The following is a 678-nucleotide window of genomic DNA, read 5'->3' as shown; positions in this document are numbered from 1 at the left end:
CTACGAACTCTGCGAGAACACCCCCCTCAAACCCGGCAGCGAGGAATACCTCGACTCCGAGAAGTACCAACTCCGCCCCCGCGACTGGGAGGCGGCCGAACGCGACGGACGCACCATCGCCCCCCTCATCACCACGCTCAACCACATCAGACGGCGGCACCCCGCACTGCACGGACTGCGGAACCTGCGCTTCCACCACACGGACAACGACGCGGTGATCGCGTACAGCAAACGCACCGGGTCCGACACGGTCGTACTGGTCGTCAACCTCGACCCCCACCGCGCCCAGGAGGCCACGATCACGCTCGACATGGCGGAACTCGGCCTGGGCATGGGCGACATCATGCCGGTGCGCGACGAGTTGACGGGCGAGACGTACCACTGGGGAAGGACGAACTACGCACGCCTGGAGCCCGGGCGGGCACCCGCGCACATCCTCCACGTCCAGCTCCCTGCCGACAGCTCGTCCTCCTCGTCGCAGATCGGAGGGTCAGGTACGCCATGACCACGAACAAACCCATCCCGGACACCTTCGAGGACACGCCGCAGAAGGACCGGGACCCGGACTGGTTCAAACGTGCCGTCTTCTACGAGGTCCTCGTCCGCTCCTTCCAGGACAGCAACGGCGACGGCATCGGCGACCTCAAGGGCCTGACCGCCAAACTCGACTACCTGCAG

At 66.1% G+C, this 678-nt stretch carries 1 protein-coding gene and 1 pseudogene; both read left to right on the top strand.

From position 1 onward, the window contains the following. A partial coding sequence (locus P1P70_RS45465) for a DUF3459 domain-containing protein (protein WP_319248460.1) occupies positions 1-505 on the top strand: 505 nt, incomplete at its 5' end. Continuing rightward, positions 502-678: pseudogene (locus P1P70_RS45460) on the top strand (trehalose synthase); the annotation flags it as partial. The gene P1P70_RS45465 and the pseudogene P1P70_RS45460, both read left to right, overlap by 4 nt.

The sequence above is a fragment of the Streptomyces sp. MB09-02B genome (assembly GCF_033794485.1).
GTDB lineage: Bacteria > Actinomycetota > Actinomycetes > Streptomycetales > Streptomycetaceae > Streptomyces.
This window is presented reverse-complemented; position numbering and strand designations above follow the sequence as displayed.